This is a genomic window from Achromobacter sp. Marseille-Q0513 (assembly GCF_018195695.1).
Lineage (GTDB): Bacteria > Pseudomonadota > Gammaproteobacteria > Burkholderiales > Burkholderiaceae_B > Achromobacter.
The window spans coordinates 1-599 of sequence record NZ_JAGTJY010000452.1; the positions used below are offsets into that span (position 1 = coordinate 1).

A 599-nucleotide genomic window follows, 5' to 3' on the forward strand; every position below is an offset into this window, starting at 1 on the left:
GCCAGGGCAAACCACAGCGGCCAGGCTCCGGACCAGAGCGGCGACGCGGCGTCCGCCGGCCCCGTCGCCGGCAGCGCGCGATAGGCATGCGCCACATCGGCGGCGAACACCGCCACGCACAGCAGCAGCCCGGCGCAGCACAGCGCGTAGCGCAGCCGCGCATCCCGCGGCCGGGTCAGCGACAGCAGCGCGGCCATGGCGCAGTGGATGCCCAAGGCTTGCCAGAGAAACGCCGGCAAGGCCGTGCCCAGCGCCCAGGCGCCGCCCAGCAGCAGCCCGCTCACCGCTTATCCCCGCGAGGCTCGTCCTTGCTTTCTTCGCGCAGCAGCGCCTCGATCTCGGCCCGGTCGCGTTTGCTCACATGCCCTTCGCGCAGAGCGGCCAGCACCAGCGCCTTGCCCGATCCGGCGAAAGCCTTGCGGATCAGATCCTTCAGCAGGCCGCCCTGCGTGGCCTTCTGGCTCTGCGCGGCCGCATAGACGTGCGAACGCTCGCTCTCATCGCGCGTCAGCAGACCTTTGCCATGCATGATCTGCATCTGCCTGAGCACGTTGGCAGGGCTCAGGTCCTCGCGTTCCGCCGCCATGTGGGCATGGACC

1 protein-coding gene and 1 pseudogene are annotated in these 599 nt (G+C 70.6%); both read right to left on the reverse strand.

Features of this window, described 5'->3' with window-relative positions; translation table 11 throughout:
- Window positions 1-284: pseudogene (locus KDH83_RS31210) on the reverse strand (hypothetical protein); the annotation flags it as partial.
- The coding region (locus KDH83_RS31215) for a BlaI/MecI/CopY family transcriptional regulator (protein ID WP_212322981.1) at window positions 281-599 on the reverse strand (319 nt) is incomplete at its 5' end. The pseudogene KDH83_RS31210 and the gene KDH83_RS31215, both read right to left, overlap by 4 nt.